Annotated in this window: 1 protein-coding gene; it reads left to right on the forward strand. The window is 60.6% G+C overall.

What is annotated here, in order from left to right; all coding sequences use genetic code 11:
- The coding region (locus AC0L3U_RS39085; RefSeq protein ID WP_473365073.1) for a nitrilase-related carbon-nitrogen hydrolase at positions 1-297 on the forward strand (297 nt) is incomplete at both ends.

The following is a 297-nucleotide window of genomic DNA, read 5'->3' on the forward strand; positions in this document are numbered from 1 at the left end:
GGCTTGGCTGAACGCGACGGCATGCAACTGTTCGACACCGCAGTCCTGCTGGGCCCCGAGGGCCTGATTGGCAAATACCGCAAGGCCCACCTGTGGAACAAGGAAAAGCTCTGGTTCAGCCCTGGCAACCTCGGTTTCCCGGTGTTTGAAACGCCCATAGGCCGCATAGGCTTACTGATCTGCTGGGACATCTGGTTCCCCGAAGTCCCACGCCTGCTGACCCAGCAAGGCGCCGATATCATTTGCAGCCTGAACAACTGGGTGTGGACCCCACCGCCACTGTTCGACGAGGCAGGC

The organism is Bradyrhizobium sp. Kon69 (assembly GCF_055807515.1).